We start from the raw sequence: 24,546 nt of genomic DNA, 5'->3' as shown, positions 1-24,546 counted from the left end.
TTACTTTATTCAGAATAATTGAATGTTACAAGAATTTGTGCGGGTACTTCCGCATTGACCTTTTCTTCAATCTCCTTTTTTGCCGCCAAAGAAAGCTCGTCGCTGATATTCACGGCAATTCTTTGCCTTGCAAATGACTCCGATACCTGTACGTTTGTAAGTCCGCAGCCTTTCAAAAATTTTTCAAACGACTTCGGCGTACATTCTCCGCCCATCATCTGCTGTTGAATTTTGAGCATCTCTCTGCGTTTTTCAAGAGAATATTCGGTCTTTTCTCTGCCCAAAAATTTCTCTCTCAATGTAATTCCGTAGCTTTGAGCAGTTTCAATAAAATATTCTCTGAGCATAGTGTCAAGCTCCGAAAATATTCTGTCAAGTTCCACCGAATATGCTTTCAATTCATTATAAATATTTGAGCCGTTTTCAATATTATATATTCCGATAGCACTAAGCTTGTTTTTCATTGAGCTAAAGCTGTCCAAACTACTCAACTCCTATCGTAACTGTTCCCGCCTTAAAGCATTGCGAGCTTGCGGCAGACTGGTTTTGCATAAATGTGTCAAACTCGTAGTTCTCAATGCAGCCGGTTTCAAGCAAACTTTTGCCCAATGCCGAAAGATACAACTTGCCGCCTATCGGAATTGTATTAAGATAATCCTTAAACGCATTTGTACAAAGATTTTTGACCTCGGTATCTTCATATCCTGCCTTGGCAACCACATTTACCTTTAAATCATAATTTATAAAAGTTGCATTCAAAGCTTGAACGTCAACCACAAGTTCACGTTTTTCATTCAATAAGTTTTGAACCTCGGCAAGGGTTGCAGAGTCCACAGCCTCGCCGTTTGCGCACACATAAACGTTCACAGTGCCTGTACCGCGTACCCTTGCAATTACTCCTGCCTTTTTAACACCGCTCACCGACAAAGCAAGCTGTTGATAATAAGCGGCGTTTGCACCGTTAGCCTGACTGATGAATGTCGCCTTGATTCGGCTTCGCAGTTCTTCGTCACTCTCTTCGTCTGCGCCGCCTTCAAACAACACAGGGTTCTTGACAGTGACGATTTCAGCCGGAACGCTCACAGGAACAGTTGCGGTGTTTGGCTGAATATTGCCGTTACTGCCTGCCTGCTCAGCTTCTGCATACACGCTTACAAATGTTCCGCCAATGCCTATTTCTTCTGTTTCGGTTGTGCAAAAGCGAATCGGCGTTTTGTCGTTTGTCGATACAACAGCACCCTTTGGGATAGTAATCTTGTGGTCAACGGCTTCGGGAATCATAAACATAATCTCGCCTTTTGCCTTTGTTGCTTCTTTGCGTTTAAGGCCTCGCTCCGAAGCAAGATAATCCAGGTTTTCTCCGCTTGCGGTATTTACAAACATCTGTTTTTTTAGCCATTCAAGGCTTGTCTGCGCATTATAAATTTCGCCTGCAAGCACTCTGAGCCTTATTGCAATATCGCTTGTTTCAAGAAATTCACTTCCGCTTTCTTCAATATACTTTGCTTTCATTCTTGCGTAAATCTCGTCAAATGTTTCCACCCAAACGCACCTCCTCTGTTCTGCTTTCACCGTCTATGGTTATTTTGAGTTTCAATTTATCTCCAAGTTCAAGCGCCTCTGCGTATGTATCTTCAAAGTCAGCCAACGCTTCGTTTGCCAATACCTCTGCCCTGCCCTTTGCGTTAGTTACCGTAAGGTCAAATTCGGCAAGACGGGAACCGAGTTTTCTATCGTATATAAATGAGCCGAGCTTTGCGGAAATACACATAACCGCTCTTTGAAAAAGAGCGTCGGAATCGGAAATCATCACTACGTTTCCCGAACTGTCCACAACAGTGTCGCCGTTTTCAATTTTTGCGTCAATCATTTAGTACTCCTCACCGTTAATTAAAACCTTTCCGTTGTTTTTGAGTATGACAGAAGCGCCGCCCTTTGAATACAGCATAACTTCGCCCTCCTCAAGCTCTGCTCTGTCGGCTATTACGCCCAGTCCGATTTCTCCGTCGTCAAGAGGCAGTACCACAGCACGTTGTCCTGTCGGTGCAACGCTGACAATTCCGTACGGGAAACATGACTTTAAATTCTTATGTTCGTCGGACGATGTGACAGCCGTGCCGTCGTTGTTGTTTTTGTTCACGCTACCCTTTACCGCATTAGGTGCGGTAATAGAATTTTGAGTAATATAATTCATCAGCCACATTAAAATTCTTCCTTTCTCAGCACAACGGTTGTCCTTGCTCCGCTGCCGTCAATTTTGCAAAGCGTCTTGATAATTCTGAGCCCATCTGCTTTGCCTAAAGTTTCGTCATCCACAACGGCACGGCATCCCAACAAATTCGGATAACAACCAACGCACTCAAGCGTCAGTCTGTAACTGTCAAGATTGCTTTGCTCAATCATTTTATCTGCGGTTTCAACCGTTGAATTGTCAGCAGCGGCATTTACATAACGCACGTGGTTAATGTCCCTGCTTTGCAAATTAGTATTATTAATAACTGAACTGTATGTGCCGAACTCGGTGAGCTTCAGCTTCACCTGCGAAATGATTTTGCACCTGATTCTGTTTTCTTTTAGCGAATAATACTCTATGTTGTCCGCACCGCCGAATTTTATAATTTCATCGCGCCCGAACCCGTTAAAATATGCCTTGCCGTCTCCCGAAATTCTCGGCTCACAGCCATAACGGTTTTTGCAGAAATTTTTGAACACCTGCCAATGTGACATTCCCTTATCAATTTTAAGCCTGCCGAAAAACGGAATATTGTCGGCAAAATATTGTGTGATTCCAAAGGGTTTGAGATGGCGGTCAAATATAAGAACCGGCGCAGGCGATAAATATGTAATAGGCTCGGCTTCATTGTCAAGCAGTGCCGCAGCGGGACTTCTTGCGCTCAGCTTTGTAATTACTCCGCCTGACTTTTTGATGTTGATTATTTCATCAATCTGCCCCTTAAAAACAAGCTTGTCCTCATCAAAAGCCATAATGCGGTCGGCATTTTTGCTTATACCGCTGTCAAAAGGGCAGGTAATCACAAGGCTGTCGGCAGGAATATCGGTTTCGCTGTCAAGAGAAGCGGTCAGTATCTTTTCAAGCTTTTTTACGCTACCGTTTGTATTTACAATCTTAAAATTCAGCACAACCGCACCACACTCCCGTCCTCAACAATATCGGGGCGTTTGATGTGCGAATTCAAACTTACCAACGAATCTATTCCGATTCCGTATGCGTAAGAAATATCCCAAAGATTTTCACCCTCTTTGGTTATGCAAAAACACTTGCTGTCACTTTGCTTATTCTCCATAACCTCCCGAAAAACAAAGCTGTAAACAAGCACGTCGGGCTTTGGCTGACCTACAATTTTTATACTCTCAAACACAGCGTAAATCGGGGTAATTTGCAGAATAGCAAGGATCCCGTCGCCACCTTGTTTAAACAAAGCGAGCAGTCTGTCAAACTGCCTCAGGCAGTCATAACCGAAAAGTTCGCCAGTACCTGTAATTTTCATATTTTTTCTTCCGGTGTTTTGTATGTAAGCTTTGCCGAACGGCGACCTTAATTCGTTTATGTCCTTTTCACACTCAAACGAAATCTCTCTGGGATTGTGGTGCCATTCAACTCCTTTAAAACGCATAGGAACAAGTTTCATCTTAGCTTTGCCTCCTCCTCTTCGGTGAGTTTTCTGCTGTATCTCCTGCTCTCCTGTTCAAAAAGCTCGCTAAGTTCCTCGGCATTATACCCCTGAGTGCTTTCCTCGGCAAGCCTAATAAGATTTTCAGCTGTCATTATTGCCAACGCTCCTTCTTTCCGCTACGATTTTCACCCTGTAATCAACATTCCCCTCGGGATTAACAATGCCCTCAATCTGCTCAACACAGCAATCGGAGTATCTTACACTTTTTTGGTTGTTTAAAAATTCAATGTTGTCAAAAGTATTTTTGTCATCAAAAAAATGTATGTCCGCAAGATTCATTTCAAGCTCAACAACATAACTGCTCTCTGCAAAACTTGCAACAGGAGTTTCATTCAAAAACTCCATAATTTTGTTAATCGTATTATTTTTTCGACACACCGCCTTTTTAACTCCGCCCAAGACTTCTCCGTTAAGTTTGACAACCGTATCGCCGCCGTTCAAAAATCTAAATTCCGTCAAGCTATTCCTCCTCGCAAAGGCAAAAATCCACCACGAATTTTACCGTTCTGTACACCGCATTCATATCAGAGTCAAAGGCAATCGGAGTTGCGCTTGACTCCGTGATTATTTTATTTTCATCGGCAGTTTTCAGTCCCGCAAGTATTTCTCCCACCGTTTCGCTAAGACCTGCTCCGCTTTTATCCGAGGGAGCATAAACCCTAATCTCTGCATTTGCCGAATATTGGTCGCCTCTGACCGAAGATGAAAGATATCCCCCGATATAGCTGTTTGACAAAACACTTTCTTTAACCGAAACAACAGCAAGCATATCATTTATCGGTACTTCCGCCTTGTGTGCGCCATATTCACGCACAAATCTGACGTTTTTCAGGGTTTCGATGCGTTTCAGCCCAACAATTATTTTATCCAGCTGTTTCTGTATCTGAGTCATAATCATCCTCCAACACCTCCCCGTACGGCTGCAAAATTGCCCACACATAAATCGGAATGTCTTTCACATAATATTTTTCGCGCCTTTTAACAATATATTTTTCGCCGTTTGTTTCTATTACAGTGCTGTTTTCCGTCAGCTTATTATCGGCAATTCCTACATACAGGTATTTCTCTTTTTTAAAAAAGCCGAGGCAATGATATTCGCCGCCGATATACACCCTGTTTTTGTATCTCAAAGGTTCAACAAAGGCTTTTGACTTAATTACTTTGTCTCCGTCGATTATATTGATTGACGAGCCATACTTTTTTATTGTTTCTCTAACAGAGTTAAAAATGCCCATCACATCACCCTGCCAAACAAAAATCCGTCAATCTTTATCAAATCCGCCGACTTTGCCGCAAGCTCGCTCCACAGTTTTTCAAAATTGCTGCCGCCGGGCGACGTGATTTTCACGTCGCCGGCTGTAAACGAGGTTATGTTATCATCATTGCACATACTGCTCATTTTAAGCGCATAGACCGCACACAGCATTTCAAGTCTTTTAATATCATTTTCGTCAAGCTCCGATTTTATGCATTTTGAGCTGACAAACGCACAGGCGTCTTCAATCAGCGTATGCCACTTATAAAGCTGAGAATTTTCAATTCCCGACAATGCCGAAAACCGTGACATTACGTTTGCAATGTTCAAACAATCACCTCCGTCAGCACGAAAGGGTCTTGGAAGCTTCTGTAAATATCTTTGAAAATCCTGCTGTGCAGGTAATTGCCGCACGTTCAAGCTGACGGTCAATGAGCTTGTCATAATCGGTAGTTACTCCGCCTGCACGAACCATTTCAAGCGCACAGTTTTTGTCAAGACCGATAATTTTGCCTGCCGCAATCTCAGGAGCGTGAATCAAAGTTGCACCGAGCGGAGTAATCATTTTGCCTGTACCCTGAAAATCAAGGCCTGCATTTGCGTCCTGCATCTGAGAAAGCGAAAGAATTTTCTGCATTTGCTCAGTCGGAGCAATAATCGTATTGAGTTCATACGGAGAAAAGTTTGCCCAAAGCTTGATAATGTCGTCATAGCTCAGCTTGCCGCTTTCTGCCGCCTCAATATTTGCCGCCGGATTTGAGTTACCGTCTCCGTTTATAATTACCGAAATTGCGTCCTTAAGCTGTGCTCTTGCAATATATGCGCCAATCTGATTAAGCGTTACCGTAAACAAATCGAGTCGCTGAAATCTCAAAGCCTCATAAGACGCCACCAACATTCTGCCTCTCTTGTGAAGCTTCACAAGGTTCTCCCTTGTCTTCACGGTTGTCTGCGGAATAACCGCACCCTCGCTGACAACTTTAAGTGTCTTATCATCATCGCTCGGATTTGACACAATACTGCGGTAATCCATACCGTCAATATCGGTTACGGTAGCCACAAGATTTGAAAGCACATCAGCACGTTCCATTCCCTGATATACCGCTCTGCTTACATATTCCGGGAAGAGAGCCGAAGAATCAGAACTCTGAAAGAATTTTTCAACGCAGTCACTGCCCCTGCCGCTCACCTTGATGTCAAAACGCTTAAGCTGACGTGAAAACGCGTCAAGACCCTCAAGCGATGTACCGACATAATTTTCCGACGGGTCAAGCTTTTCAAGTACGTCCGTAAGGCTTCCCTTGCCCTGATACATTCCCTTTTCAATTGTTATATTTTCATAGTTAGCCATATTTTCTCCTCCTTGTATTAAAGAATTATACCTGCGCTTGTCGTTGTGGAATCAATAACAAGAATATCCCTGCCGTTAGTGTTTGCAGCCACTTTGCCGCTTGCCGCCGCGGCAAGTTTTGAATATCCGAGCGTAAGTTTGGCGGTAACGTCCACCTTTGCATATCCTGAAAGCTGAACAGCGGCGTATCCGTCACGCAGTCCAACACAAATTCCGCAAAATATATCGTTTGCCGAACACTTGCCGACGGTTCCGTCAGCCGTAATTTTCACAGGCACGCCTGCCGCAGTCAAACTGCTGTCCGCAACAAAAGTCGCAACGTTTTCGCCGTAGCCGTTAAAGTTTACATTCATATAATTACCTCCGTTAAATTCTGAATTGACCGTTTAAAACGGTGTTGTTTATGCCTTTGTTTTTATCCGAACAAAGCTGTATCATCGGCGCAATGCTCTCGTTTTTCTGCTTTTCAAACGCAGTCTTAAATTCTTTAAGCTGAGACACAGTCATATTTTTTGCAATACTTTCCATGGTTTCTCTTGAAATCTCGGGTTGAACGCAGGCGGCAAGCCTCAGCATTTCTCTTGTAAGATTATCACGGTAAATTATTCCGTCCTTAGCCGATTTTTTTAGGTTGTCAATATAATCTGCAAGTTTTCTGCATTCGTTGTCGTCCAACACAAAGCCTTTTCCGAGTTCAAGTCTTTTTAAAATATTCTCCATTGTCAATTCCTTTCCGCAACAGGACTTTGTAACGCCTGCCGCCCTCTGTGACGGCACCGCCACAAAGCTCCATTCATATGCATCATACGGATTGGTCAACTCTCCACAGCAAATCTTTGAGCCGTAAATCTCGCCCTTTTTGTGGGCGCACATTCCGATTTCTTCGCCGCAAACACTGCACACAACTTTTTCAACCGCACAGCCAACGCTGACCTCTTTGATAATTCCGCTGTCAAGCGCAAGAATTATGTCGCCGTTCTTTTGGCTTTTTGGCAGATACGCCCTTGCTTTGAGCCTGAAATAATCATCACCCAACTCAGTTTTGCGGCCTCCGACAGCCTCCACCGAGCAGGAGAAAATCCTTGCCGTCTGATTTTTGGCACTCGGAGTATGGTCAAAAATTCCTGTTTTACCTACAAACAGCTTTTCAAGTTCAAAAAGCGATTCCACCGTAAAGCGTTCGCCGTCACGGTCAATGTCATTGTCACACAGTACAACCGAAAAAACATATACCTCGTTCGCACTAAGCTTTCGCCTTGTGTAGCCGTTGATTAGTTTAAGTTCTTCCTCGCTTACGCCTTCGGCACCGCCGTCAATCACAGTTCCCGAAACAGCCTGCTTTCGCACATTGTTTTTACTCATCAACTACCTCCAAACCAATTTCTTTTTCAATCTGAACCGCACGGGCGTTGTTAAGCCTTGCCTGAGAAAGCTCCAAAGTGTCCTGAAGATTTATGTCGTTCCAAATCACCCTGATTTTTTCATTGTATCCCGAGAGCCTAAGGTGATACTCAACCGCCCTGCGCACAACAGGCTCCACAACCGCCCTGTAATACTCAAGTTCACTCGTAAGAATATCCGCCTGCTGTTCGCTCATACGCTCGGTACTTGACCACGAAAGCCCAAGCAAAAACGGCGGTATTCCAAGCTTTGCAAGAATCTGCTCCATTATTGTGCGAACAGGAATCTCGCAATCGGGAATCTGATTTTCCGCTCCGATAACCTTAACGCTCACATCACCCACAGAAACAAAATCACATACGTTTCTGCTTCTCATCGCCTTTTTCCACTCGTCGGCAATCTGTCTTGCGCTCTCCTCGCTGAAAGTTTCGTTTGCACCGGGGTTATAGGTAACCGCAAAGCGCACGTCGCCAACTCTTTCCCAATTGTTTTTCAGCGATTGAAATATTCTCAGCAAAATTGAACTGACAAACGGAAGTCCGCTCAAAACCGATGTTCCGTGCACCGTACCCGACTTGGGATTGAGCAAGGTTGCAAACACCAAATTTTGATATTTAACCGGCGCAATTTGCCCCATATCGTTTTTGCACACAACAAGGTCAAGCGGCGTTTTGTCTGCTCGGATTTCAACGTCGTCAAGACTTGCGTTATACAGTGCGGCAATGCCGTTTGCGCCTGCGTCGGGAACCATTTCACCCACTGCCGCTCCATAGGTCAGCAGGCTGTCAAGGTAGCAGTAAACAAAATTCATCATACCGCCCGAAGAACCGTTCGTTTTTACATTTTTAACAAACTCGTCCGCAAGTTTTTGAGATGCGCTTCCGCTCGTTTCTATTCTGAAATTCCCTATAAGCCTGACAATTTTGTTAATTGCGGCGTCAATAACGGGAACCGACTCCCGCAAGCTCAGGTAAAGTTCTCTTTCGGCTTTGCTTTGAGCTTCATACCTTGAAAACAAAAGGCTTTCGCTTTGCACGGCCCCGGGCACGGTCTGAACCACAGACTTTATGCCGTGCTTTTTTCTTCCAAATTTCAAACTAGGTTTTCCTCCTGTCTTTCAGCGGCAAGTGCAAACGTTCTTGAACCGCCGCCTATTATAGTTGTAACAAAGTACCTTATTTCATCCATAGCGTGGTCGTTTTCCTTTAGGGGACTGTCATCGCCCTTTTTGTTGTCCCACCTGTAAATTGCAAACTCACGTTTTGCCGCCCTGCAGTTTTTACAGATTTTCACGCTTCCGTCCTTTAACATCTGAGATACTTTTCGTATCCCGTTTACAACGTTGTTTTGTGCAGGGATAACCCTGAATTTTCCGTGTCGGCGAATTGTCTCAATAAAACTTGCCGCCGACGGGTCAACCACAACGCTTTCAATATTTCTGTCGCCTGCAAGCGCACACAGAGCTTTGTAATGCTCCTCATCGGTTTTTTGAAAGCCTTCTGTTCGTGAGTTAAAGTAGTATTCGTCAATCCTGTACCACACTCCGTTATGCCTGCCCCACAAGCCAAACGAAGACGGATTCACCGTTCCGTAGTCACAGGAAATCGCATACCTTGAAAACTCATCACAGGGCACATTGCAATACATTTTCTCATCAATCATAAACGGATAAACTGCACCGTAAACCGCCGCCCACCTGCCCTTGACAAAGCGTTCATAAAACACTCCCGTATACAGATTTTCGTATCTGCGCTTAACATTTTCGCTGAGAGACGGATTATCGTCCATAATAAAATGAAGATACAAAGCGTTTTTGTCATCAGCCTTTTTTATCCATTCAAGATAAAACCAGTGCTCGGGGTGTTCGGGATTGCAGTTAAACCAGAACCGTGAACCCGCAACAGAACATCTTGCCATAGCCTGTTCAACAAACGAACGAGGCATAAGAGCAACCTCGTCAAACAGCACTCCCGACAACGTCATTCCCTGAATCAGTGCCGCAGAGGACTCGTCCTTGCCCCCGAACAGGTAAAACCTGTTGACAACTCCGTTGCGGCGCACATTCAGGATATTCTGCGACAGCTTTTCTTCACATTCAAATCCGAGAGATTTCAGAATCGGTATTGCAGGAGTAACCATATTTCTCCTAAGCGAGCGTATGGTCTTGCCGCAAAGAGCAAAATCTGAATTTTTAAATTCGTAAAAGCTCCAAATTACAAACGAAAGCACCATACAAAATGTCTTTCCGCTTCGCACCGCACCGTCACAAATAATAGCGTCCCGTGCTGAAAACCTTGAGTTTTTATGCCACCAGTTAAGCACAATGCGCTGTTTGGCAGAAAACGGTCTAATCCCCAATTTTCTCACCTGCATTTCGGGCACTGTCACCTATTGCATCAAAAAATTCCATAGCAGTTGTTTCCTCCTCCGTCTTGGTTTCAAGATGTTCAAGAGCCTTGAGCCTGTCAAAAAATTTAATCTCCATAGTGCCGTCCTTAGGTCGTTTTATTTCCGACACCAAAAACAAATCCATCTCGCCCAGCCTCTCCCTTGTCGGATTCTCCTCAAACAAAAGTGAAACAGCGTCCGCAATGTTTCCGAACGCAAGCCTGTAATACCCTGCTGTTGCCATATTGGCAAGAGTTTTTCTTCGCTGTGCAATCAGCCTTGAAATCTCGTCGGTAATCTCTTTTTTGCAAAGCAACTTCTCACCCGTCTGCTTTGCGTCATCAGAAAATCCTACACATTTTGCCGCCAGTTCGGCATTACCGAGAACTGCAAAACAAGAGCAAAAGTTCTTTTCACGGTTACTCAGTTTTTTATCTATATTCTGTCACCTCCGATTTTGAAAGGTCGGCACAACATCTTTGCAAAAGTTTGGTTTGCTGCAGCTCAAGTTCTAAAACCTGAATGCAACATCATACCGAAACACTTGACCGAAACTCCTTTCAGCCACCCCTGTAAAAACAAAAAAGATTGCATAAAAATATGCAATCTCAGAAAAAATATTAAATTTTTATCCTAATTTAAAAATTAGAGCTTATTTTTACCTCATCAACTGAAACTCTTGTAGAATTTAAATAAAGAGCTTGACACCCGGAAATTTTACACATATAATAAAACTAACGTTTTAAAACGCATGTTTTATTAAGGAGATTCATATGCCGCCAAAAGCAAAATTCACAAAGGATGAAATTCTGAATACGGCACTATCCATAACTGAGGAAAGCGGAATTGACGCCGTTACAGCAAGAGAATTGGGCAAACGGCTGGGCAGCTCAGCAAGACCGATATTTACCGTCTTTGAAAGCATGGACGAGATAAAACATTCGGTAATACTGAAAGCAAAAGAATTGTATGGAAAATACGTTGAAACAGGACTTAAAATGCAGCCGGCATTTAAAGGAGTAGGTATTGCATACATTCGTTTTGCAGCCGAAAAGCCAAAGTTGTTTCAGCTTTTATTTATGAGAGCTTCAGAGGAGCAGAAAGACGTTTCTGCAATTCTGCCATGTATTGATGACAACTACGAAAAAATATTGAAGTCGGTACAGGAGCCGTATTGCTTGGACAGTCAAACCGCCGAAAGAATTTATCAGCATCTGTGGACATACACACACGGAATTGCAACTATGTTTTCCACAGGATTGTGCAACTATACGGCAAAGCAAATTGAGGAAAGACTGACAGAGGTCTTTAAGGGATTGCTGTTATTTGAGAAAGGTAGAAATACAGATGATTAAAATTGAAAATCTGCACAAATTTTACGGCACAGGCGAAGGTAAAAACGAAGTGCTGAAAGGAATTACATTAGACATAAAAGACGGAGATTTTATGGTTATACTCGGTGCCTCCGGTTCCGGAAAATCCACATTTCTGAATATTATATCCGGATTGGAGCCTGCCGATTCGGGTGCCGTATTGTATGACGGCAAAAACATTATCAAGATGACTGACGCCGAAATCACAAGTTTCAGAAAAGACACCATAGGATACGTCTTTCAACAATATTTTCTTCTGCCAAATCTTAATGTAGACAAAAATGTTAAAATGGGTGCCGATTTGGCAAAAAACAAAAACTATCGAGAGTTAATCAAAGCGGTGGGACTTTCGGACAAAATAAAAAAATATCCTCACGAACTGAGCGGAGGTGAACAGCAGCGTGTGTCAATTGCAAGGGCACTGGCAAAGCAACCCAAAGTTTTGTTTTTGGACGAACCCACAGGTGCGCTTGACGAGACTACCGGCAGATTGGTGCTGGATTTAATTTGCAGGCTGCAAAAAGAAATCGGATTTACTATGGTTATGGTAACTCACAACCAAAACATTGCAGAAATGGCTGATACCGTTATATCTATGAACAGCGGAAAAAACATAGAACAGTATTACAACGATAAGCCAAAGTCAGCATATGAGATTGCTTGGTAGGAGGTAACATATGATAGTAAGTATCAAGGATATTTTCAAGATGCTCGGAATGTTGATAGTGAGCTTTTGCGCTGTTATTGTATGTACAATGTTTTTAAATTATTATTTGGATTTATCTGCAATAGACGACCAAATAACACATGAAGTGTTAAGAATATTCTATGAAGCACAATGCAATACATCAATAGTAATCAGCGCAGTTTCAGGCGGCTGCCTGCTTCTTACCACCGTCGTACTTATTTGCTTTTACATAGGACATTATATTGAAACAAACCAAAAGCAGCTCGGTATTCTAAAGGCCTTGGGATATTCAAGAATCACCGTGGCAAAAAACTTTTGGGTATTCGGATTACCCATATTTGTCGGAACTGCACTTGGTTATTCCGGCGCACACTTATTAATGCCAAAACTTTATGAATTACAAAATAAAGAAGGCCTTCTGCCTGATATTTCAATTTCATTCCACCCGGGATTATGTTTTGCACTCGTAGTGCTTCCAACAATCTTTTTTGCATTGCTGGCGGTTTATTACAGTTTTATAAAGTTAAAAATACCTGCATTGTGGTTAATCAGGGGACAATCAACACGGAAGGTAGTTCATGCAAAAAAAGATACGGATATGTCATTTCTGCGTGAACTTGAAAAAAGTAATGTACGACAGAGGAAGTCGCTGATTTTCTTTATTACATTTGCTGTGTTCTGTTTTTCGGCAATGATGCAAATGTCATCCTGTATGGACAAATTGGCAAGCAAAATGATGGCAATTATGATAATGGGAATAGGCATTGTTCTTGCAGTTGTAACATTGTTTATCGCTACAACATCGGTTGTTGACGCAAACAAAAAAACCATTACTATGATGAAAGTATTCGGTTACAGCACCAGGCAATGCTCTAAAGCTGTTTTAAACGGGTAACGCCCATGGGCATATTTTGGGTTTGCAGTCGGAACCGTATATCAATACTCATTATTAAGAATTATGATTTCAGTTGTATTCAAAGATGTCGAAAATGTCCCGGAATACAAATTCAGTTTTACCGCTATGTTTATTACCCTGGCAGCTTTTATCATACTTTATGAGGCAACTATGTTTGCATATACAAAGAAAATGGAAAAACTATCTGTTAAAGAAATTATGCTCGACTAAAAGTTTTTCCATCATAACAAACTTTTCCCTTATAATAACATTGACCGGACAGCCGTTTGACTGCCCGGTCATTTTTATGCTTAAAAACAGAATATTAATTTAATCAATATAAGCAACGCAAAATCTAAAATCTTTTTACACCTTAAATAAAAGCCAAGACGTTTATTCAACAACATTGATTTTTATATCCTGATTTTCATCGGCAAGTTTAAAATCGTCGGCAATGTTTTTGGTTATATGCACCTTATTGTTCTTATCAAGAATTATAAAATCAAAATCTCCGCTGTTTCTCCAATATTCCTCCGCTTTGTCAATCCCCATAACAAACAAAGCAGTTGACAAAGCGTCGCTTTTAATTCCGTTTTTGGAAACAATCGTAACCGAACTGATTTCATTATCAATCGGATAACCTGTTTTTGGATTGATAATATGAATATATGTCTTGCCGTCATCGCCGACAAAATATCTTTCATATCCGCCCGAAGTTGCAGCAACACAATCCGAGCAACTGAGATAACCAAAGTAATCTGCGCTGTTTTTTGGGTTTGCAACTCCAATATTCCAGCTTGAACCGTCAGGTTTTTTGCCTACCGCCGCAATAGTACCGCCTAAGTTAAGCAAAGCGGATGACGTATTATTGCTTTTGCAAATTTCAATCGCCTCATCGGCGGCATAACCCTTGGCAACTGCGCCAAGGTCAAGCTCCATATCGGGCAAAAGGGTAATTTGACCGTCTGAAACGCTAACTTTAGTATAATCTACGCATTTCAAAAGCTCGTCAATTCTGCTTTTATCGGGAATTTTATAATCCTTGTCAATAAATCCCCATTCCCTTACAATCGGATAAACTGAAATATCAAGTACCCCGTCAACACTTTTGCATATTTCAAGCGATTTTGAAACCGCATCAGCGGTCACGTCGTCAACCTTAACTGAATCAGAGGTTCTCTTGTTTATCCTATAAATATCGCTGTCTGAATTTGTAGTCGAAAACAGCGAATCAAGCCGCAGAATTTTTTCCCGAATTTGTGACACAACCGAATCACTGTTTTCACCGTAAGCCTTAAAACTCATAAAAGTGTCCATTGCTTCAAAAGAATCTTCGGCAGGCTTGCCTGACACATTACAGCCAACAAGCGCCGCAGTGCTGAACAACAAAGCCGTTATAATTAAAATGCAAATAAGTCTTTTCATTTATCTTGATAAATCCTTTTACAAATATAATCTCGGTCAAACAATGACCTTTGTAAACAATTATATACTATTGTCTGCCGTTGAGTCAATGACAGCATAAAAAAGGAGCAGCCAACCGACTGCTCCATAAAACATTAGTCTGATTAATTAACTTACATAGCAAGGTTTCCGTCAACCTTAAGCACTTCACCTGTTATGTAATCACTCTCACTGCTTGCCAAAAACAATACTGCATTTGCAACATCTTCAGGCTTTCCGATACGTCTCAGCGATATTGCCTCCAGTCGTTTTTCATCATACGAAATATTGCTTGTCATATCGGTGTCTATAATTCCGGGAGCAACAGCATTACAGCAAATATTGCGAACGCCAAGCTCTTTAGCAATTGACTTAGTCAAACCGATTAAGCCGGCTTTTGCCGATGAGTAATTAGACTGTCCTGCGTTTCCGTAAATTCCCGAAACTGACGAAATGTTAATAATTTTTCCGTATCTTCTGCGGATAAATCCGTAGTAGCAAGCCTTTATCATATGAAAGGCACCTTTGAGGCTGGTATCAACTACCAAGTCAAAGTCTTCTTCTTTTATTGAAAAAGCCACTCCGTCACGAACCACACCGGCATTGTTAACCAATATATCAACTTCGCCGAATGTCTCGTTAACACTTTTTACAGTTTGGCTTACTTCTTCATAGTTGCTTACATCACACTTATATGATTCAACTTTAACGCCATACTGACTAACTTCATTGCAAACATTTCTCATAGCTTCGTCATTGCTTGCATATATCAGGGCAAGATTTGCGCCTTCTTGGGCAAATCTAATTGCAATTGCTCTGCCGATTCCCCTTGAAGCACCGGTAATAATAGCTGTCTTTCCTTCTAACCTCATTCTATGCCTCCAATTCATATAAAGTATTATATATTCACATTTTTTATTACAACAGAAGTATTTATTCCGCCAAAGCCAAAAGAATTATTCAAAGCATATTTAATAGTATAATTCTCGGCCTTATTGCCGACTAACCGTACATCTTCCGCCACAGGTTTAGATAAATTGGCATTGCCGTGAACAAAATTGCCGTTCATTTGCAAAACACAGGCAATTGCCTCTATTAAGCCTGCCGAGAACATACAGTGCCCAATCATACCCTTTGTTGAATTAACCCTCAGGTTATTGTTATCAGCCCCGAAAAGCTCCTTGATTGCCGATAATTCAACATCGTCTCCGAGAGGAGTCGAAGTTCCGTGAGCGTTGATATAATCTATGTCCTCCGCTTTAAGACCGGCATATTCAACAGCATTTTTCATTGCAGAATATTCTCCGTCCAAGCGTGCGTCAGACAGTCGATTTCCGTCAAGTTTTATGCTTCCCGACAAAACCTGAGCCAGAGCTTTTGAACGATTATTTCCCAAAATCCTGTCGGATTCTAAAATAATACATCCGCATCCCTGTCCAAGAATAAACCCGTTATGCGCAGCGTCAAACGGTCTGCAAGCTTGTTCGGGATTATTCTCATAATCATCTCCGCCCAGTGCTCCGAGATTTTTAAAGCTCTGCAATTCATAAGGAGAAAAATCAACTATCGGTGCCGCAACAACACATCTGTCGCAAACGCCCGATTTTACCATACGGTAAGCGTTTATCAAAGCGGCATTACCGCTTGCAGAGGCGTTGCCAACCGTCATTCCCTCTCCTTTGATTTTAAATATCTCGCTTAAAATTCCAACATAGTTGGTATCAAAAAACTGAATTGCATAGTTTGGAGTTACATACTCTTTAGAATTGCAATAACGGTTTCTGATTTCATCATTTCTGTTTTGGCTCAAATTACTTCCTGCAACAACTATTGAAGTTCTGTCAGAGTGCAGCTCCATATCTTCACAGCTGATTTTTGCCATATCATATGCCTGCATAACGGAAGCAATTAAAGTATCAATTGCCATTGTGGTCCTGGAACCTCTAAAGGGTCTGACCGCCTCGAGCAATCTTTTGTCAATCGGCTTTGATTTTATATATTCTGAAAGTTTGAATTCTCCGATTTCAGCCGCAACTTTTACGTCCGCTGATAATTTAGAAAAGTACGAGCTGCGTTTAATTCCGTTAACTCCGTTTTTTAATAAATCGGAAAACTCTTGGCAATTAAGCCCAAGGGCATTAATTGAACCCATTCCAGTAATATAAACATTACTCATTCTTTGCCTCATACATAATATCAACAATATCGCCTATGTTTGCGGCATTGCCGAATTTTACCATAGGTATTCTGATATTAAGAGATTCCATTGTAAACATAATAATATCGGCTCTGTCAACAGAGTTTGCACCGATTTCCTTAAGGCTGTCTTTCATTGTAACTTCCGACAAATCCAATTCGGGGATAATGTCTAAGATGTTTTCTTTAATAATTTCAAAAATTTCTTCTTTGCTCATAATTTATTTTCCTATCTAAAATTTATTTCTTATACCAAACCTCTTGTTCAGTAATTAAGATTCACCGTATAAATCCATTATTTTTTCTTTGACTTCCGGCTGATGGAATGTAATGTTGTGCATAACCAATTCCTTATCAATTGCCTGCGGAAGATTAGCCCTGATTTCTTCAACCATATTGTCCTTGAGCGTAATCAGTGAAGTCCTCGGCTTTTCGGCAATCAACTCTGCAAGCTCAATTGCCTTGTCCAAAACCTCTCGTCTGCGGCAAACCTCAAACGGTATTCCGCGCTTCATCAAATCCTGACCTCTGAAAGTTTTTGCTGTAATCAAAAACTCCTCTGCCAAGGGAATCCCCAGTTTCTTGGGAAATATATATGTTGAACCAAAGCCCGGAGTAAATCCGTACTTCATAAAGCTTGCGGTATATATGCTCTCCAAAGACATAATCACAAAATCCGCAAACAGCCCCAGCGAAAGTCCTCCGCCGATGGCGTGTCCCTGCATTGCCGCAATAACGGGTATCTTGCACTCTAACGGAAGGCTGTAAACATTGCTCTTTCCGTCCTCTGTCAAAAACGTCATCTTACCCTGCTGTATGGCAAGCAAAGTTTCTTTTGTTCCTCCGGTTGCAAAATAGCTATCAAATCCGGTGAAAATTATAACCTTGTATTTTTCGTCATTTTGCGCTTCTTCAAAGGCGGCGCACAACTCATTCATAAATTGCTGCGTAAAAAGATTTTTGTTTTCTCTGTCCTCCATCTTAATTAACGCAACTCCGGGTCTTACCTCAGATAAAAAAATCACTTTTTCCTGCAAAGTACTCCCTCATTCCATTCAATAAAAATATTATAAAATCTGTCCTGTATTCGTAAATTGGCTGATTCTTTCCATATTTTCTTTATCAGAAAACATTTTCAAATTTTCAGACACCGCAACGCTTTCCAAATTTTCAATAGACAAATCAAGTTTATTCATATAATTCTTATAAGCAACAACCGCTGACTTGGGAATTTTGGTAAGCCTTGCCAAATGCTGTCCCAAAATCATATCGCTTTTTGGGCCAAAGGCGTCAACTATTCCCCATTCAAAAGCTGTTTGAACATTAACGGGTTTTGTTGTAAGAGCCATATATTTAGCCTTTTGAAAACCGATTTTTCTTATTAAAAACGGCATCACCATTGCAGGATACAATCCGAAAAGCAGTTCAGAAAGACTGAACATCGCATTTTCACCGGCAATAACAATATCACTTGCGGCAACAAACCCCATACCTCCGGCATTTGCTCTGCCCTTGACATATGCTATTGATACAAACGAACCGCAGGCAAGCTTTTTCCACAAGTCGTAAAGCACTCCAGGCTCACGCTTTTTTGAGTCGGAAGAGCTTTCCTGCTTAAAGTCCGCACCAAAGCAAAAGACCTCGTCATTGCCCTCTAAAACTACAATGTTCATTTTGTCTTCGCAATAATTCAAAATCTTCGTAAGCTCAATTACCGTTTGCGAATCAATTGTATTTTTGCTTTCGGGGCGATTAAACTGTATTCTGCAAATCTTGTCCTTAAAGGAAACTTTCAGCGCTTTAAATTCGTTTAAATTGATTTCCATTGATTATACCCAGATATATTCCCTGTGATATTCATTAATCTTGTTTAAAACAAGTATTCCCTTGCCCTTCAGTTTTTCAAAAGGCTCAGGCACAAGATTAAAGTCAATGTCTGCATTTCTTGTTCCAAATTCAACCGAACCGTTGTTTCTCAAAATCAACTCGTACTGGTCCATAGAAAGCTCATATCTGTCGTCAAGCGTCTTATTAACATCCATCTTTAACAGCTTTTCCTGACCTTCCTTGGTAACAACGCCGCTGTAAAATTCCGAACAACAGCCGGAACCGTATGAGAAAAAGCCCAAACGCTTTGGCTCTGTAAAATCGCCGTGACATATTGTGCTTATAAGGTTAAGGAAAATAGTAGCGCCGCAGGAATTGCCAACACGCATACAATACTGCATTCCGGGAAATACTCTCTTGTCAAAGTCCTCGGCTATTACAGCGGGCTTTGCCTTATAAAGCTTTCTCATCATTGTTCTGTGAGCACCCTTTACCATACCGCCAAACGGAGTGTGGAACACAAGATAGTCAAATGTCTTAACATAATCAACGTCCGCAACCCTCTTGCAATACTCCTTAAAAGCAGCTTCGCAGCAGTCAAGATATGACATCAGCGAAAGATCTGCGTTACCTGCTTCACCGTTTGTAATAGGTCTGCAAGTATCCATAATTTCATATCCGTAAGAGCCGTTTGCGCCAAAGTCGGAAACCAAAATATCAGGCTGTTCGCTGACCAAAATAGCAACTGCGCCTGCGCCTCCGCTTAACTCTGCAAATGACCAGTCTGCTGTAAGAGCCTCTCCGCCGTCGGCAGCGGCAAATTTTATCATATCGGTAGCAATAACCAATGCCTTTGCACCGGGAGCTACCTGAGAAGCAACGAAATTCAAAGCGTTTTGGTATCCTGCCGAACCGGAAAAACAAGCGTTTTTCAGCTCAAACAATCTGCAATTTCTGTTAAGTCCGAGATAGTGGTGAATATATGTACTTATAGATTTACCAAAATCTATTCCGGACTCCGTGCAGGTAACCAACATCTCTATTCTGTCCTTGTCCTCATCACTCAGAGAATCGATTATCGGCTTTGCGGCGTTTACGCCGAACGAAATCGGATCCTCATAGTTGAGAGGAACGGACTTTTCTTTCATAAGAAGGTTTTCAAATCTGTTATTATCCAAATTTCTTAACTCTGCAAGTTTTTTTACATTAACATATGCCGAACCGCCGTAGTAATTAATTGCTTCGATTCCAACATTAACTTTGCCCATTGTGTTCACATCCTTAAATTATGTCAATTCATTTTAAGAGCCGATATTTTTCTTTTTAATAAATAGTCTGCCTGATCCATCAACAGCTTTCCGACTACGTCGGCATTTCTGTTATGCCAGTTTTCAAGGTTTGTACCCTTAACATATGTGTTAAACGCACCCATAGCAGAACTGCAGTTAATCATATAATCCACAACTCTGTCCTCGTTGCCGCTCAAAGCAAGCTTTGTTCCGTTGTCAAAGTACCACTTGAATATCATAGACATTTTATACTTCGGATTGCTCTGCATACGTTCAAGCTGAATCGGAGAGCAGGTGCTTTTTATCTCATCATAAATTTGTTCAAAGCTTTTTTGGAAATATCTTTCTTCAATCTGCTTCTTGGTATAATCGTCAATCTCGTCAATTGAATTATAAAGCTTGTATGTTTCATAAAGCTTTGTTGCACGAACGTGGAACAAAACGCCTTTTCTGAAAATCTGAGACTTTGTTCCAAATTCAAAATTATCGCCCGACACAATATATTCCGTGTCTTGAATCTCTGCTTCCTGAAGCATATTTTTAACAGTGTCGCTTGTTTTGGCTTCTACCGTACACTGATTGATTGAACCTGTCATAACAAATTCCGCACCAAGCATAACAGCAGCAACAATTGCGTCAGGAGTTCCGATTCCTCCGGCACAACCAATGCAAACATAGTTGCTGTAATTGTGTTTGCTTACCAAATCGTTTCTAAGATTAACCATTGTAGGAATCATAGTGTAGGCAACGCCCATATCTGTATTTCCGGCTGAATCGGAAATTACGCAAACGTCATCGGCAACAGGAATATTCTGTGCCATATCAAACTGCTCCTTGGTTATCTTGTTTTCCGACAACAGACTGCTGAGAATTTCAGACGGAATCGGAGACAAAAACGAGTTCAAAACCTCAGGACGTGACAGCTTTGCAATAACTCTGTTAGTAGATACAACCTTGCCCGACGAATCTCTCTTTAATCCGTTTACCTTATATCTTATAAGCTCCGGAGTCATATTAATGTAAAACGAAGCCAGTACTGTCTTAACATCATATTTAAGAAGCAAGTCTACAATTTTGCCTTCTCTTTCACCGTTCATTATGTCAGGCATAATGTTAGCGCCGTATGAAGCCTTGTCGCCGATATTCTTCTTAAGATATTCCAATGCTTCTTCAATTTTGCTAAGCTCAACACCTGCCGTGCCGTAGAACGAGAGCATTCTTGACTTTGCCATTGTTTCAACAAATTCTTTTGATGAAATCTCACAATACATAGGACCTGCCGCATAAGCATAGTTCAAACCGTATCTTTCTTTAAACAGTTTGCTGCCCAATGAATTGCTGCTGTTAAGCTCTTCAATCTCAACGCCGCTCTCTTCAATTGCATCATCTGTATCATCAAAATCGTCTTCGTCATTTACAATCAACGGCTGACAATCTCTTTTTATGCCTCGTGTGAGTCCCTTAAGCACATTGCCGGGGCCAATTTGAACAATATCAACATTTTCGTCCTTGCCCCATATATATCTTATTGTTTCAGTCCATCTTACCGACGAAGTAATCTGTCCGAGCAAAGTTTCTCTGAGGTTCTTTGCTTTATAAGGACGGGCATAAAGGTTTGAAATAACGGTAATCTCAGGCTTTTTAAACTCAAACTGGTTCATAAATTCACCGAATTTTTCCTGAGCCTCTTTCATATATCTTGAATGGAAAGCACCGCTAACCTTTAAAACAACATATCTTAATGCTCCTGCCTCTTCAAAAATCGTCTGGGCAGCCTCAATGTCCTCTTTCAAACCCGAAATAACCGTCTGGCTTGGTGAGTTGAGGTTTGCAATGTCGATAGATGAAAGATTTTTTTCTTTTAAAACCTTTCTGATTTCTTCTTCCTTAAGTCCAAGAACCGCAGCCATTCCGCCGCCCTTGGCTTGTGACATAAGCTCGCCGCGCTTCTGGACAAGTTTAAGTCCCGTTGCAAAATCAAAAACACCTGCCGCAAACAGCGCATCGTATTCACCAAGGCTGTGTCCGGCAACAAAATCAGGTTTAACACCTGTGGTTTTTACCTCTTTTAAATATGTAAGCGCATTTACAACATACAAAGCAGGCTGAGTATACTGTGTTAATCCAAGAACTCCGTTAGGGTCTTCCAAACAAAGTTCCTTTATTGAATATCCCAAGATCTCGTCTGCTGCGTCAACATATTCTTTGAATTCGTCAAACAAATCCTTTCCCATCCCGACAACCTGAGACCCCTGTCCGGGAAATACATAAGCTAACATAACCTTCCTCCTAAAATCAAATGTATTTATTAATTTGCCTTATTATTGTTAACATAATCTTCAATTTGAGATATGGCTTTTTGCTCTTGATTAAATAAAGTCATTGTGCTGAATATGCCCGATGTTCTGTTGAGAATTTTTTTGCTGAAACCCGCAAGTGTGCCCTGTGGACCGACATCAATAAGTACATCATTTTCTTTTACATACTTTTGTAAAACTTCTCTGTACATAATATTGTTTCTCACCACATTCCAAAGCATATCTTTGGTATACTCGCTAACCGGTCTGCACTGTGAACAGGAATAAACCGGAATCTTTGCTTTTTTCAATGTGATGTCAGCCACTTCATTCATAAACACATCGTAAAACGGCTCAATATTACTTGAATGAAATCCGTATTTTACCGGCAAGTCAAAATAATTTATATTTTTACCTTTTAAATCATAAATCAATTTATCTATGCTGTTTCTGTCTCCCGAAACAATAAAATGGCTGTTATGATTTACAGATATAATCTGCAAACCGATTCTTTCAAAATAAGATTTTTGATACCTTGAAAAATCGTCAATAATTGCAAGCATTCCGCCTGAAATATTGCTTTGACTAAGCAGCCTTGCCTGCTTTATAATTATAAGCATAAGTTCTTCTATATCAACAACACCCGCAACAGCCATTGCGGTGTATTCGCCCAAGCTGCACCCAATCAATCCGTCAGGTATAATCCGGCGTTTATTCAGCGTCTTTGTCATTGAATACTCAACCATGCATATAGCCGGGTGTGTAAAAATAATGTTATCGAAAATCTTGTAAGTCATCAGCGGTTCGTTGTACATATACTCAATAACGGAATCTCCTGTTTCATCAATAACAATATCATCCAGATATCTCATATATTTTGAAAAGGTCTCATCCTCCATATAGAGCTTTTTGCCCATATTCATATATTGAGAACCCTGTCCGGAGTACAAAAAATACTTGCTCCCCATATATTCACCCTACTTGAAAATTTGTAATTACTTGAAATCAAACAGGCCTTTTTGGTCTTTCCTCATTCTGAATTTTATAAAATGTTCCTTATTGTCAATGTTAAAATACACGTTATTGTTAAGTAAATACCCAAACGGCTTGCCCACTTTTTCACCGTAACTGTGAGCAGGATATATTATCGTATCTTTCGGTATAATACTCTTGATTTTCCGCAGGCTGTGATACATATCGTCGGGCGATGCACCGGGAAAATCACACATTCCGCAACCTTCGATAAAGACCGTATCTCCGGTAAAAAAATTGCCGTCGCAGTAAAAGCACATACTTCCTGCCGTATGTCCCGGAGTGGAAATGCAGTGAACGTTGGTTTTACCTATGTTTACAATTTGTCTGTCCCTTACTCCCAAAAGGTTTTTACAGCTGAAGCCATATGTATTTATCTCAATTTCACTCATATATATTTGAGCATTAAACCGCTCGGCACATTCATCTGCCAAATTAATATGGTCAATATGCGAATGTGTTAAAAACACCTTTTCAACCAAGCCGCCAATGTTATTGACCACCTTTATTATTGAATCAATATTCCAAGACGGGTCAATCAGGGCTGTTTTTTTGGTTTCATTGTCAATGACAACATAACAATAGTTGATAATATTTAAATTGGTTGTTCTTATAATGTATACGCTGCAACTTTTTTTCATTGATTCCTCTCAAATCAACACAAAGTTTTTAAATTCTTAAAAAAGTCAATTCCAAACTCGTTTTCAATTCGATTTGGGAACACAACCGCAGTAACATAGTTTTCGGTTACATACGCAGTGCTTGCAAACTGAGGAAAGTTTTTAAACTCGCAAGTCAGCATATTTTCATCAATCTTATATTCTGAAATTTCATAAACTTCGATAGGTGTCAAAAAACCCGTTTTAAGGGCTTTTGATATTGCTTCTTTTAGTGCCCAAAAAGCAGTAAACAACCAAGGGTTTTCGTCTTCATCTATTATATTCATTTCGCCCTGCGTAAGTTGACTCTTAATAACCTTATAGTTTCTTTCTTTTATCTCCTCAATGTCTATACCCATCGGAATAGATTCGTCAAACGCAATTGCAATTCCGTAATCGTTGCAATGTGACAGCGAAATTTGAATACTGTTGTTTGGTATGTTAACCACAGGCTGATTAAAAACTCCGTTTGAAACATCAATCTGACTGTAATTTAATTCGGGATAAATCTGCTGAACAGCAATTTTTGAGCAAAGTCTTCCCAAAACATAATCGTGCTTTCTCTTCTCGAATTTCATTGTTTGAAGTTCAAGATATTCTTTCATAGACAGCATTTTGCTAAGCTCTGAATTATCATAATTTATCTCATTAAAATCAATAAATGACACTCCGATTTTATGAATATTATTGTCATAGTCAATTTCTTTTAAAAAAGCGTCCACAAAAACTCAACACACCTTGTTATTATTAAAATTAT

The 24,546-nt window shown here is 41.0% G+C and carries 31 protein-coding genes; 3 read left to right on the top strand and 28 right to left on the bottom strand.

Annotation, left to right across the window (positions count from 1 at the left end; translation table 11 throughout):
- Positions 1-5: 5 nt before the first annotated feature.
- Genes BLP46_RS02175 through BLP46_RS02100 form a run of 17 tightly spaced genes read right to left on the bottom strand, consistent with a single transcriptional unit; the run spans position 6 to position 10,517 of the window.
- Positions 6-482 carry a putative phage tail protein gene (locus BLP46_RS02175; protein WP_092974933.1) on the bottom strand — a complete coding sequence of 159 codons (477 nt, stop codon included), beginning with the start codon at positions 480-482 and terminating at the stop codon, positions 6-8.
- Position 483: 1 nt separating this feature from the next.
- Positions 484-1,542 (bottom strand): baseplate J/gp47 family protein, encoded by a 1,059-nt coding sequence (locus BLP46_RS02170; RefSeq protein WP_092974930.1) that lies wholly within the window; start codon positions 1,540-1,542, stop codon positions 484-486.
- Entirely contained in the window at positions 1,529-1,870 is a 342-nt protein-coding gene (locus BLP46_RS02165; RefSeq protein ID WP_092974927.1) for a hypothetical protein, read from the bottom strand. Before BLP46_RS02165 ends, BLP46_RS02170 begins: the two co-directional genes overlap by 14 nt.
- The gene (locus tag BLP46_RS02160) at positions 1,871-2,203 is read right to left on the bottom strand and encodes a phage baseplate assembly protein (RefSeq protein ID WP_092974924.1); all 333 of its coding nucleotides are present in this window, start codon (positions 2,201-2,203) and stop codon (positions 1,871-1,873) included.
- Complete coding sequence (locus tag BLP46_RS02155) at positions 2,203-3,141, bottom strand: hypothetical protein (RefSeq protein ID WP_092974921.1); 939 nt, start codon at positions 3,139-3,141, stop codon at positions 2,203-2,205. Before BLP46_RS02155 ends, BLP46_RS02160 begins: the two co-directional genes overlap by 1 nt.
- On the bottom strand, positions 3,135-3,650 hold the full coding sequence (locus BLP46_RS02150) for a LysM peptidoglycan-binding domain-containing protein (protein WP_092974918.1): 516 nt from the start codon (positions 3,648-3,650) through the stop codon (positions 3,135-3,137). The genes BLP46_RS02155 and BLP46_RS02150 overlap by 7 nt, the downstream gene beginning before the upstream one ends.
- The gene (locus BLP46_RS12930; RefSeq protein ID WP_167669144.1) at positions 3,647-3,787 is read right to left on the bottom strand and encodes a hypothetical protein; all 141 of its coding nucleotides are present in this window, start codon (positions 3,785-3,787) and stop codon (positions 3,647-3,649) included. Before BLP46_RS12930 ends, BLP46_RS02150 begins: the two co-directional genes overlap by 4 nt.
- On the bottom strand, positions 3,777-4,154 hold the full coding sequence (locus BLP46_RS02145) for a hypothetical protein (RefSeq protein ID WP_092974915.1): 378 nt from the start codon (positions 4,152-4,154) through the stop codon (positions 3,777-3,779). The genes BLP46_RS12930 and BLP46_RS02145 overlap by 11 nt, the downstream gene beginning before the upstream one ends.
- Position 4,155: 1 nt before the next feature.
- Positions 4,156-4,587: a hypothetical protein gene (locus BLP46_RS02140; protein ID WP_092974912.1), complete on the bottom strand. Its 432-nt coding sequence runs from the start codon at positions 4,585-4,587 to the stop codon at positions 4,156-4,158.
- On the bottom strand, positions 4,559-4,930 hold the full coding sequence (locus tag BLP46_RS02135) for a hypothetical protein (RefSeq protein WP_092974909.1): 372 nt from the start codon (positions 4,928-4,930) through the stop codon (positions 4,559-4,561). Before BLP46_RS02135 ends, BLP46_RS02140 begins: the two co-directional genes overlap by 29 nt.
- Complete coding sequence (locus BLP46_RS02130) at positions 4,930-5,280, bottom strand: hypothetical protein (protein WP_092974906.1); 351 nt, start codon at positions 5,278-5,280, stop codon at positions 4,930-4,932. Before BLP46_RS02130 ends, BLP46_RS02135 begins: the two co-directional genes overlap by 1 nt.
- A 13-nt stretch (positions 5,281-5,293) precedes the next feature.
- Positions 5,294-6,301 (bottom strand): phage major capsid protein, encoded by a 1,008-nt coding sequence (locus BLP46_RS02125; protein ID WP_092974903.1) that lies wholly within the window; start codon positions 6,299-6,301, stop codon positions 5,294-5,296.
- Between the two features lie 17 nt (positions 6,302-6,318).
- Positions 6,319-6,654, bottom strand: coding sequence for a hypothetical protein (locus tag BLP46_RS02120; RefSeq protein ID WP_092974900.1), 336 nt, complete (start codon positions 6,652-6,654; stop codon positions 6,319-6,321).
- 13 nt (positions 6,655-6,667) lie between these two features.
- A complete protein-coding gene (locus BLP46_RS02115) occupies positions 6,668-7,663 on the bottom strand; it encodes a hypothetical protein (RefSeq protein ID WP_092974897.1) in 996 nt (331 codons plus the stop codon).
- Complete coding sequence (locus BLP46_RS02110) at positions 7,656-8,798, bottom strand: beta/alpha barrel domain-containing protein (protein ID WP_092974894.1); 1,143 nt, start codon at positions 8,796-8,798, stop codon at positions 7,656-7,658. The genes BLP46_RS02115 and BLP46_RS02110 overlap by 8 nt, the downstream gene beginning before the upstream one ends.
- Positions 8,795-10,060 (bottom strand): PBSX family phage terminase large subunit, encoded by a 1,266-nt coding sequence (locus BLP46_RS02105; protein WP_092974891.1) that lies wholly within the window; start codon positions 10,058-10,060, stop codon positions 8,795-8,797. Before BLP46_RS02105 ends, BLP46_RS02110 begins: the two co-directional genes overlap by 4 nt.
- Complete coding sequence (locus BLP46_RS02100; RefSeq protein ID WP_092974888.1) at positions 10,050-10,517, bottom strand: terminase small subunit; 468 nt, start codon at positions 10,515-10,517, stop codon at positions 10,050-10,052. Before BLP46_RS02100 ends, BLP46_RS02105 begins: the two co-directional genes overlap by 11 nt.
- A 346-nt stretch (positions 10,518-10,863) precedes the next feature.
- Here BLP46_RS02100 and BLP46_RS02095 point away from each other — a divergent pair, with 346 nt between their 5' ends.
- The 3 genes from BLP46_RS02095 to BLP46_RS02085 are packed head-to-tail and all read left to right on the top strand — an operon-like array spanning position 10,864 to position 13,046.
- The gene (locus tag BLP46_RS02095; RefSeq protein WP_092974885.1) at positions 10,864-11,445 is read left to right on the top strand and encodes a TetR/AcrR family transcriptional regulator; all 582 of its coding nucleotides are present in this window, start codon (positions 10,864-10,866) and stop codon (positions 11,443-11,445) included.
- Entirely contained in the window at positions 11,438-12,130 is a 693-nt protein-coding gene (locus BLP46_RS02090; RefSeq protein WP_092974882.1) for an ABC transporter ATP-binding protein, read from the top strand. Before BLP46_RS02095 ends, BLP46_RS02090 begins: the two co-directional genes overlap by 8 nt.
- 10 nt (positions 12,131-12,140) lie before the next feature.
- Positions 12,141-13,046: an FtsX-like permease family protein gene (locus BLP46_RS02085; protein ID WP_318259411.1), complete on the top strand. Its 906-nt coding sequence runs from the start codon at positions 12,141-12,143 to the stop codon at positions 13,044-13,046.
- Positions 13,047-13,439: 393 nt separating this feature from the next.
- On the opposite strand, the gene BLP46_RS02080 is transcribed toward BLP46_RS02085, so the two are convergent.
- From BLP46_RS02080 to BLP46_RS02030, 11 genes are all read right to left on the bottom strand, one after another.
- Entirely contained in the window at positions 13,440-14,471 is a 1,032-nt protein-coding gene (locus tag BLP46_RS02080; protein ID WP_092974879.1) for an FAD:protein FMN transferase, read from the bottom strand.
- A gap of 152 nt (positions 14,472-14,623) precedes the next feature.
- Positions 14,624-15,361 (bottom strand): 3-oxoacyl-ACP reductase family protein, encoded by a 738-nt coding sequence (locus tag BLP46_RS02075; protein ID WP_092974876.1) that lies wholly within the window; start codon positions 15,359-15,361, stop codon positions 14,624-14,626.
- Between the two features lie 26 nt (positions 15,362-15,387).
- A complete protein-coding gene (locus BLP46_RS02070; protein WP_167669143.1) occupies positions 15,388-16,665 on the bottom strand; it encodes a beta-ketoacyl synthase N-terminal-like domain-containing protein in 1,278 nt (425 codons plus the stop codon).
- Positions 16,658-16,903 carry an acyl carrier protein gene (locus tag BLP46_RS02065; protein WP_092974870.1) on the bottom strand — a complete coding sequence of 82 codons (246 nt, stop codon included), beginning with the start codon at positions 16,901-16,903 and terminating at the stop codon, positions 16,658-16,660. The genes BLP46_RS02070 and BLP46_RS02065 overlap by 8 nt, the downstream gene beginning before the upstream one ends.
- Before the next feature lie 54 nt (positions 16,904-16,957).
- On the bottom strand, positions 16,958-17,710 hold the full coding sequence (locus BLP46_RS02060; protein ID WP_318259410.1) for a polyketide synthase: 753 nt from the start codon (positions 17,708-17,710) through the stop codon (positions 16,958-16,960).
- Positions 17,711-17,752: 42 nt separating this feature from the next.
- Positions 17,753-18,511 carry an enoyl-CoA hydratase/isomerase gene (locus BLP46_RS02055; RefSeq protein WP_092974864.1) on the bottom strand — a complete coding sequence of 253 codons (759 nt, stop codon included), beginning with the start codon at positions 18,509-18,511 and terminating at the stop codon, positions 17,753-17,755.
- Between the two features lie 3 nt (positions 18,512-18,514).
- Positions 18,515-19,780: a hydroxymethylglutaryl-CoA synthase family protein gene (locus BLP46_RS02050; protein WP_092974861.1), complete on the bottom strand. Its 1,266-nt coding sequence runs from the start codon at positions 19,778-19,780 to the stop codon at positions 18,515-18,517.
- Between the two features lie 23 nt (positions 19,781-19,803).
- Entirely contained in the window at positions 19,804-22,080 is a 2,277-nt protein-coding gene (fabD, locus tag BLP46_RS02045; protein ID WP_092974858.1) for an ACP S-malonyltransferase, read from the bottom strand.
- A 29-nt stretch (positions 22,081-22,109) separates the two neighbouring features.
- Complete coding sequence (locus tag BLP46_RS02040) at positions 22,110-23,066, bottom strand: acyltransferase domain-containing protein (RefSeq protein ID WP_092974855.1); 957 nt, start codon at positions 23,064-23,066, stop codon at positions 22,110-22,112.
- A 27-nt stretch (positions 23,067-23,093) separates the two neighbouring features.
- Positions 23,094-23,771: an MBL fold metallo-hydrolase gene (locus tag BLP46_RS02035; protein ID WP_092974852.1), complete on the bottom strand. Its 678-nt coding sequence runs from the start codon at positions 23,769-23,771 to the stop codon at positions 23,094-23,096.
- Positions 23,772-23,785: 14 nt separating this feature from the next.
- On the bottom strand, positions 23,786-24,511 hold the full coding sequence (locus BLP46_RS02030; protein WP_092974849.1) for a 4'-phosphopantetheinyl transferase family protein: 726 nt from the start codon (positions 24,509-24,511) through the stop codon (positions 23,786-23,788).
- Positions 24,512-24,546: the final 35 nt, after the last annotated feature.

This window comes from Ruminococcus sp. YE282 (genome assembly GCA_900101355.1).
GTDB lineage: Bacteria > Bacillota > Clostridia > Oscillospirales > Acutalibacteraceae > Ruminococcoides > Ruminococcoides bromii_A.
This window is presented reverse-complemented; position numbering and strand designations above follow the sequence as displayed.

Coding starts and splice junctions, on each gene's coding strand:
- BLP46_RS02055 (WP_092974864.1), bottom strand. CDS start 18,511: ATGGAAATCAATTTAAACGAATTTAAAGCGCTGAAAGTTTCCTTTAAG.
- BLP46_RS02085 (WP_318259411.1), top strand. CDS start 12,141: ATGATAGTAAGTATCAAGGATATTTTCAAGATGCTCGGAATGTTGATA.
- BLP46_RS02160 (WP_092974924.1), bottom strand. CDS start 2,203: ATGTGGCTGATGAATTATATTACTCAAAATTCTATTACCGCACCTAAT.
- BLP46_RS02150 (WP_092974918.1), bottom strand. CDS start 3,650: ATGAAACTTGTTCCTATGCGTTTTAAAGGAGTTGAATGGCACCACAAT.
- BLP46_RS02120 (WP_092974900.1), bottom strand. CDS start 6,654: ATGAATGTAAACTTTAACGGCTACGGCGAAAACGTTGCGACTTTTGTT.
- BLP46_RS12930 (WP_167669144.1), bottom strand. CDS start 3,787: ATGACAGCTGAAAATCTTATTAGGCTTGCCGAGGAAAGCACTCAGGGG.
- BLP46_RS02075 (WP_092974876.1), bottom strand. CDS start 15,361: ATGAGGTTAGAAGGAAAGACAGCTATTATTACCGGTGCTTCAAGGGGA.
- fabD (WP_092974858.1), bottom strand. CDS start 22,080: ATGTTAGCTTATGTATTTCCCGGACAGGGGTCTCAGGTTGTCGGGATG.
- BLP46_RS02035 (WP_092974852.1), bottom strand. CDS start 23,771: ATGAAAAAAAGTTGCAGCGTATACATTATAAGAACAACCAATTTAAAT.
- BLP46_RS02095 (WP_092974885.1), top strand. CDS start 10,864: ATGCCGCCAAAAGCAAAATTCACAAAGGATGAAATTCTGAATACGGCA.
- BLP46_RS02070 (WP_167669143.1), bottom strand. CDS start 16,665: ATGAGTAATGTTTATATTACTGGAATGGGTTCAATTAATGCCCTTGGG.
- BLP46_RS02115 (WP_092974897.1), bottom strand. CDS start 7,663: ATGAGTAAAAACAATGTGCGAAAGCAGGCTGTTTCGGGAACTGTGATT.
- BLP46_RS02135 (WP_092974909.1), bottom strand. CDS start 4,930: ATGGGCATTTTTAACTCTGTTAGAGAAACAATAAAAAAGTATGGCTCG.
- BLP46_RS02080 (WP_092974879.1), bottom strand. CDS start 14,471: ATGAAAAGACTTATTTGCATTTTAATTATAACGGCTTTGTTGTTCAGC.
- BLP46_RS02165 (WP_092974927.1), bottom strand. CDS start 1,870: ATGATTGACGCAAAAATTGAAAACGGCGACACTGTTGTGGACAGTTCG.
- BLP46_RS02040 (WP_092974855.1), bottom strand. CDS start 23,066: ATGGGGAGCAAGTATTTTTTGTACTCCGGACAGGGTTCTCAATATATG.
- BLP46_RS02065 (WP_092974870.1), bottom strand. CDS start 16,903: ATGAGCAAAGAAGAAATTTTTGAAATTATTAAAGAAAACATCTTAGAC.
- BLP46_RS02050 (WP_092974861.1), bottom strand. CDS start 19,780: ATGGGCAAAGTTAATGTTGGAATCGAAGCAATTAATTACTACGGCGGT.
- BLP46_RS02125 (WP_092974903.1), bottom strand. CDS start 6,301: ATGGCTAACTATGAAAATATAACAATTGAAAAGGGAATGTATCAGGGC.
- BLP46_RS02140 (WP_092974912.1), bottom strand. CDS start 4,587: ATGACTCAGATACAGAAACAGCTGGATAAAATAATTGTTGGGCTGAAA.
- BLP46_RS02090 (WP_092974882.1), top strand. CDS start 11,438: ATGATTAAAATTGAAAATCTGCACAAATTTTACGGCACAGGCGAAGGT.